8 protein-coding genes and 1 pseudogene are annotated in these 6657 nt (G+C 65.2%); 7 read left to right on the top strand and 2 right to left on the bottom strand.

Going from position 1 to position 6657, the window contains the following annotated elements; genetic code table 11:
• The first annotated feature begins 110 nt into the window (after window positions 1-110).
• The 7 genes from ABUE31_RS19105 to ABUE31_RS19075 all read left to right on the top strand — a co-directional run bounded on the left by ABUE31_RS19105 (window position 111) and on the right by ABUE31_RS19075 (window position 4696).
• The gene (locus ABUE31_RS19105) at window positions 111-752 is read left to right on the top strand and encodes an SGNH/GDSL hydrolase family protein (protein WP_367725314.1); all 642 of its coding nucleotides are present in this window, start codon (window positions 111-113) and stop codon (window positions 750-752) included.
• A gap of 11 nt (window positions 753-763) precedes the next feature.
• Complete coding sequence (gene lpdA, locus ABUE31_RS19100; RefSeq protein WP_367725313.1) at window positions 764-2209, top strand: dihydrolipoyl dehydrogenase; 1446 nt, start codon at window positions 764-766, stop codon at window positions 2207-2209.
• Between the two features lie 81 nt (window positions 2210-2290).
• The gene (locus ABUE31_RS19095; RefSeq protein WP_367725312.1) at window positions 2291-2575 is read left to right on the top strand and encodes a GlsB/YeaQ/YmgE family stress response membrane protein; all 285 of its coding nucleotides are present in this window, start codon (window positions 2291-2293) and stop codon (window positions 2573-2575) included.
• A gap of 7 nt (window positions 2576-2582) precedes the next feature.
• Window positions 2583-3548 carry a lipoyl synthase gene (lipA, locus tag ABUE31_RS19090; RefSeq protein WP_367725311.1) on the top strand — a complete coding sequence of 322 codons (966 nt, stop codon included), beginning with the start codon at window positions 2583-2585 and terminating at the stop codon, window positions 3546-3548.
• 7 nt (window positions 3549-3555) lie between these two features.
• Window positions 3556-4020: a type II toxin-antitoxin system RatA family toxin gene (locus ABUE31_RS19085; RefSeq protein WP_367725310.1), complete on the top strand. Its 465-nt coding sequence runs from the start codon at window positions 3556-3558 to the stop codon at window positions 4018-4020.
• Window positions 4021-4112: 92 nt separating this feature from the next.
• A complete protein-coding gene (locus tag ABUE31_RS19080; protein WP_367725309.1) occupies window positions 4113-4394 on the top strand; it encodes a type II toxin-antitoxin system RelE/ParE family toxin in 282 nt (93 codons plus the stop codon).
• An 11-nt stretch (window positions 4395-4405) separates the two neighbouring features.
• Window positions 4406-4696: a HigA family addiction module antitoxin gene (locus ABUE31_RS19075; protein ID WP_367725308.1), complete on the top strand. Its 291-nt coding sequence runs from the start codon at window positions 4406-4408 to the stop codon at window positions 4694-4696.
• 99 nt (window positions 4697-4795) lie between these two features.
• Here the strand turns inward: ABUE31_RS19075 and ABUE31_RS19070 are convergent, their stop codons facing one another.
• On the bottom strand, window positions 4796-5281 hold the full coding sequence (locus ABUE31_RS19070; protein WP_367725307.1) for a CinA family protein: 486 nt from the start codon (window positions 5279-5281) through the stop codon (window positions 4796-4798).
• Window positions 5278-6602: pseudogene (locus ABUE31_RS19065) on the bottom strand (bifunctional 2-C-methyl-D-erythritol 4-phosphate cytidylyltransferase/2-C-methyl-D-erythritol 2,4-cyclodiphosphate synthase). The gene ABUE31_RS19070 and the pseudogene ABUE31_RS19065 overlap by 4 nt, the downstream one beginning before the upstream one ends.
• Window positions 6603-6657 lie beyond the last annotated feature (55 nt).

The raw sequence follows: 6657 nt of genomic DNA, 5'->3' as shown, positions 1-6657 counted from the left end.
CGCTCGGAATGCTGGTATAGAACGAATCCCTCCCCGCGCGGGGAGGGTGGCCGATCGGCCAGCCGGGACAGCCGTCCTCTCGTTCAGGATTTCAGGATAGATAGGCCACGATGAAAAAGACCATTCTTGCCTACGGCGACTCGCTCACCTGGGGCTACGACGCCGCGGGGCCGTCGCGCCACGCCCATGAGGACCGCTGGCCGAGCGTGCTGGAGGCCGAGCTTGGCGGCAAGGCGCGGGTCATTCCCGACGGGCTGAACGGGCGCACCACGGCGTTCGACGATCATCTCAGCGCCGCAGACCGCAATGCCGCGAAGACGCTGGCGACGGCGTTGCTGACGCATGCGCCGCTCGACCTCGTCATCATCATGCTCGGCGCCAACGACATGAAGCCTTGGATCCACGGCAGCCCCTACACCGCCAAGTACGGACTGCTCCGGCTGGTGGAGATCGTGCGCGGCACCGAGTACGGCTTCGGCTGGAGCGCGCCGCAGATCCTGCTCGTCTCGCCGCCCGCCGTCAGCCAGACCGACAACCACGAGTTCAAGCAGTTCTTCGCGGGCGGCGAGGCAGCCTCTGAGCACCTCGCCCGGCTCTACGCGGAACTTGCGGCGATGACGGGCTGCGCCTTCTTCGATGCCGGCAGCGTGGCGAAGACGACGCCGCTTGACGGCGTGCATCTCGATGCGGAGAACACCCGCGCCATCGGACGCGGCATCGCGCCGGCCGTGCGCAAGATGCTCGAACTCTGAGGAGACATCACGTGGCCAATTCCTATGACGTGATCATCATCGGCTCCGGTCCCGGCGGCTACATCGCGGCGATCCGCGCCGCGCAGCTTGGGCTCAAGACGGCGGTCGTCGAGCGCGAGCACCTTGCCGGCATCTGCTCCAACTGGGGCTGCATCCCGACCAAGGCGCTGCTGCGTTCGGCCGAGGTGCTGCACTATGCCGAGCACGCCAAGAACTACGGCCTGAAGCTCGAGGGCACGGTGACGCCCGACGTGAAGGCGATCGTCGACCGTTCGCGCGGCATCGCGCAGCGGATGAACAACGGCGTCGGCTTCCTGATGAAGAAGAACAAGGTCGACGTCATCTGGGGCGAGGCCAAGCTGACCAAGGCGAACGAGATCGTCGTCTCCAAGCCGGCCAAGAAGCCGATGGAACCGGTCGGGCCGGTGCCGAAGAACACGCTCGGCGAAGGCACCTACACCGCCAAGCACATCATCGTGGCGACCGGCGCGCGGCCGCGCGCTCTGCCCGGCATCGAGCCGGACGGCAAGCTGATCTGGACCTACTTCGAGGCGATGGTGCCGAAGGAGATGCCGAAGTCTCTGCTCGTCATGGGGTCCGGCGCGATCGGCATCGAGTTCGCCTCCTTCTACCGCACGATGGGCGTCGACGTGACCGTCGTCGAGATCATGCCGCAGGTGATGCCGGTCGAGGACACCGAGATCGCCGTCTTCGCGAAAAAGCAGTTCGAGAAGCAGGGCATGAAGATCATGCTGGAAGCCAAGGTGGCGAAGGTCGAGAAGGGCAAGGATTCCGTCACCGCCCATGTCGAGACGAAGGACGGCAAGGTCGAGAAGATCACCGCCGACAGGATGATCTCGGCCGTCGGCGTGCAGGGCAACATCGAGAACCTCGGCCTCGAGGCGCTCGGCGTGAAGACCGACCGCGGCTGCATCGTCATCGATGGCTACGGCAAGACCAGCGTGCCGGGCATCTACGCCATCGGCGACGTCGCCGGACCGCCGATGCTCGCCCACAAGGCCGAGCATGAGGCGGTCATCTGCGTGGAGAAGATCGCCGGCCTGCCGAACGTCCATCCGATGGACAAGCTGAAGATCCCCGGCTGCACCTATTGCCACCCGCAGGTGGCGTCGGTCGGCCTGACAGAGGCGAAGGCCAAGGCCGAGGGCAAGGACATCCGTGTTGGCCGTTTCCCCTTCGTCGCCAACGGCAAGGCGATCGCGCTCGGCGAGGACCAGGGCATGGTCAAGACGATCTTCGACAAGAAGACCGGCCAGTTGCTCGGCGCCCACATGGTCGGCGCGGAGGTGACGGAGCTGATCCAGGGCTTCGTCGTCGCCATGAACCTCGAGACCACCGAGGAAGAGCTGATGCACACGATCTTCCCGCATCCGACGCTGTCGGAAACCATGAAGGAAAGCGTGCTGGACGCGTACGGCCGCGCATTGAACGCATAGGTCCGGCGCGTTTCGCCACCTGTTTCGGCGCGGCGTTCCGGCCTATATGACGGCTTGCAGGTAACCTCTCGGAGGACATGCATGGAGCACAGTGTCGGAATCATGGGAATGGCGGGCGTCGGCTTCTTCGGCATGCTGGTGATCGGGTTCCTGGCGGGCTATGTCGCCGAGAAGGCGATGAACCGCGAGCATGGCCTGCTGACCAACATCCTGGTCGGCATCGCCGGATCGTTCGTGGGCGGCACGCTGGCGGGCGTGCTCGGACTTAACTATCAGGGGTTCGCCGGCAATCTGGTCGTCGCCGTGGCGGGCGCCATCCTGCTGCTGTGGATTTTCGACCGCGCCAAGGCGAGCGGAGTGAACTGAAGACATCATGGTTACGGTCCTCGACAACATCACCAGCGCGCCGCGCGTGCGGCATCCCGAGAAGGCCCATCGGCCCGACCAGGAGGTTCTGCGCAAGCCCGACTGGATCCGCGTCAAGGCGCCGACCTCGCAGGGCTATGCCGACACCCGCGCCATCGTGAAGACGCACAAGTTGGTCACCGTCTGCGAGGAAGCCGGCTGCCCCAACATCGGCGAATGCTGGGACAAGAAGCACGCCACCTTCATGATCATGGGCGAGATTTGCACGCGCGCCTGCGCGTTCTGCAACGTCGCCACCGGCATTCCGACCGCGCTCGATCGCGACGAACCGGCGCGCGTCGCGCATGCGGTGAAGCAGATGGGGCTGACCCATGTGGTCATTACCTCGGTCGACCGTGACGATCTCGACGACGGCGGCGCGCAGCACTTCGCCGACGTCATCCACGCCATCCGCGCGGCAACGCCGGAGACGACGATCGAGATCCTGACGCCCGATTTCCTGCGCAAGGACGGGGCGCTGGAAGTGGTGGTCGCGGCGCGCCCCGACGTGTTCAACCACAATCTGGAGACCGTGCCGTCGAACTACCTGACGGTTCGCCCCGGCGCGCGCTACTTCCATTCGATCCGGCTTCTGCAGCGGGTCAAGGAACTCGATCCCTCGATCTTCACCAAGTCCGGCATCATGGTCGGCCTGGGCGAAGAGCGGAACGAGATCCTGCAGTTGATGGACGACCTGCGCTCGGCCAATGTCGACTTCATGACCATCGGCCAGTACCTGCAGCCGACGAAGAAGCACCATCCGGTGAAGCGGTTCGTCACGCCCGACGAATTCAAGTCCTACGAGACGGTCGGCCGGACCAAGGGTTTCCTGCTCGTCGCATCGAGCCCGCTGACGCGCTCCTCGCACCACGCGGGCGAAGATTTCGCGCGGCTGCGGGCGGCGCGCGAGGCGCAACTGGCGAAGTCGGCCTAAGCCGGCCATGCCGCAGTTCGAGACGATCAAGCACGTCGCGCATCCGCCCGAAGAGATGTTCGCGCTGGTCGCCGACGTGGAAAAGTATCCGGAGTTCCTGCCGCTTTGCGAAGCGCTTACGGTGCGCTCGCGCAAGGAGCGCGACGGCCGCACCGTGCTCGTCGCCGACATGACCGTCGGCTACAAGGCGATCCGCGAGACCTTCACCAGCCAGGTGCACCTGAAGCCGGACGAGAACGCCATCGACGTCAAATACCTCGATGGGCCGTTCCGCTATCTCAGCAACATCTGGCGGTTCGACGCGACGGCGGCCGGCGGCACCGACATCCATTTCTTCATCGACTACGAATTCAAGAGCCGCATTCTCGGCGCCATGATGGGCGCCATGTTCGACCGCGCCTTCCGCATGTTCGCCGATGCCTTCGAGAAGCGCGCCGACGCGATCTATGGGAAGTCTGGAACGGCTGCGTAGGTCTTCGAGCGCGGACAAGTGCGTCCGGAACCCTATCGCGCTCTCCAAGTGTCCCATTGAGAAATGTATCACGTCATGATACATCGCTTTGCATGATCCTTAGCACCAAGGGCAAGTTGGCGGCGAACGCCGTCAAGGACGTCTATGGCAAGGGATTTCCAGCCGATCTGGTGAAGCGGACGCGGGCAATGCTTTCGGCGCTGGATGCCGCGGCCGTGCTGGAAGATTTGCGGTTTCCTCCCGGCAACGGCCTCGAAGCACTGTCCGCGGACCGGAACGGCCAGCATTCGGTACGCATCAACCGGCAATGGCGCATCTGCTTCTTGTGGACGGATCAAGGGCCGGCGGATGTGGAAATTGTGGACTACCACTGAGATATGATGAGATGAGTATGATCAAGAACCCCGTCCATCCCGGCGAAGTGCTCAGCCAACTTTTCCTTGAGCCGCTCGAGATGAGCGCCGGCGCGCTCGCCAAGCGTCTCGATGTGCCTCGTACCCGGATCGAGCGGCTGGTCAAAGGCGACACCGTCTTGACTGCGGATACCGCCCTTCGGCTGTCCGCGTTTTTCGGCAATACGCCGGAGTTCTGGCTGAACCTGCAGCGCGCTCATGATCTCGCCATGGCAAGCAAGGTCGTCGACGTGTCGCATATCAAGCCGCTCGTGGCTGCGTGAGCGTTCGCGCGGTCACACGACCAGGTGCCCGGCGACCGATATGTCGATGCGATGGCGGGCAGGCGGTGGCTAAGAAGAGGGACGGCGACGCTTTCGTCTCTAGTCCAGTGCCTTCAGCCCCATTCTCAGGGCGTGCTGGACGGTCTCGCGGCGTATGAAGTCGCGGCCACGGTTGTCGAAGATGCGTTTTTCGGTGACGACCGGCTTTCCCGACAGCGCCATGCCGAACCAGACCAGGCCGACCGGCTTTTCCGCCGTGCCGCCGTCCGGGCCGGCGATGCCGGTCACTGCAAGAGCGATACCGGCGTTCGAATTCGCCAGCGCGCCTGCCGCCATCTCACGCGCCGTCTCGGCCGAGACTGCGCCGTGTCCGTCGAGGGTATCCCTGGCGACGCCGAGCATCTCTATCTTGGCGGCGTTGGAATAGGTGACGAAGCCGCGGTCGACCACCGCCGACGATCCCGGAATATCGGTGAGAAGCGCGACGATCATGCCGCCGGTGCAGGATTCCGCTGTCGCCGCGAATATCTTGCGTCGGGCGCAGGCCTTTAGAAACCTGTCCGCGAGGCCCTCCCGGTCGTTCATTCCGGCACTTCCCCGGGATAGACGACGCTGGCCGTGGCGATCGCCGCGATCCCTTCCTCGCGGCCGATGAAGCCGAGCTTTTCGTTGGTCGTCGCCTTCACCGACACGCGCGCCGTGGCGATGCCGAGCATCGTGGCGACGGCTTCCGTCATGGCCTCCCGATGCGGCCCGATGCGGGGCGCCTCGCAGATCAGCGTCACGTCGGCGTTGGCGATGCGGCCGCCGTGGGCCCGCACGATCGCGGCGGCGTGCTCCAGGAAGACGCGCGAGGCGGCGCCTTTCCATTGCGGGTCAGACGGCGGGAAATGGGTTCCGATGTCGCCGGCGCCGCAGGTAGCGAGCAGGGCGTCGGTCAGCGCATGCAGGGCGACGTCGGCGTCGGAATGGCCTGACAGCTTCTTGCCGTGCGGGATATCGACGCCGCAAAGCGTCACGTGGTCGCCCGGCTCGAAGCAGTGCACATCATAGCCGTTGCCTGTACGAATGTCGGGGAAGGCCGATCGCCCGCCGACGAGCCGCTGGTCGGCGACCACCATGTCGCGCGCCCAGGTCAGCTTCACGTTGTCGGGCGAACCGGTCACGATGCGCACCGGGATGTTGGCCCATTCGGCGACGGCTGCGTCATCGGTGAAATCGTGTTTGCCAAGCTGGAACGCCTTTTCGTGGGCTGCGAGGATGGGCCAGAACGGAAAACCCTGCGGCGTCTGCGCCGCAAAGAGGCCGGCTCGCGGAACGGTCTCGCCGACATTGCCGTCGCCGTCCATGCGCTTGAGTGTCTCTGCCACCTGCATGGACGGAAGCGCGCCCTGGCGTTCCTCGATCGCGTCGATGGTGCGGTCGATCAGGGCGGCATCGACGAACGGGCGCACGCCGTCATGGATGAGGACCATGGTCGGCGCGTCCTCGCGGAGCGCCAGCAGGGCAAGTCTCGTCGATTCCTGCCGCGTCGCACCGCCATGGATGGCGATGATCCTGTCGTCGCCGAAGCCGGCGGCCGCGGCCCTGAACAGCGCGTCGTCGTCCGGATGGATGGCTANGTCGCACCGCCATGGATGGCGATGATCCTGTCGTCGCCGAAGCCGGCGGCCGCGGCCCTGAACAGCGCGTCGTCGTCCGGATGGATGGCTACCACGATCCGGCCGATGCGGGGATGGCCGAGGAATGCCTCCAGCGTGTGCGAGACGACCGGTCGTCCGCCGATGGGGCGGTACTGTTTCGGCCCCTCGGCCTTGCCGGCCCTTTCGCCGCGGCCCGCGGCGACGACAACGACCGCCGCCTTGGCAGGCTCTTTCCTTGAACCACTCTGCATGGCGAGACGCATAGTCGCGCTGCTTCCCGAAAACCAGACTCTTTGCGAGGGCGACATAATTTCGCGC

This window comes from Mesorhizobium marinum (assembly GCF_040813675.1).
GTDB classification, from domain to species: domain Bacteria; phylum Pseudomonadota; class Alphaproteobacteria; order Rhizobiales; family Rhizobiaceae; genus Mesorhizobium_K; species Mesorhizobium_K marinum.
This window is presented reverse-complemented; position numbering and strand designations above follow the sequence as displayed.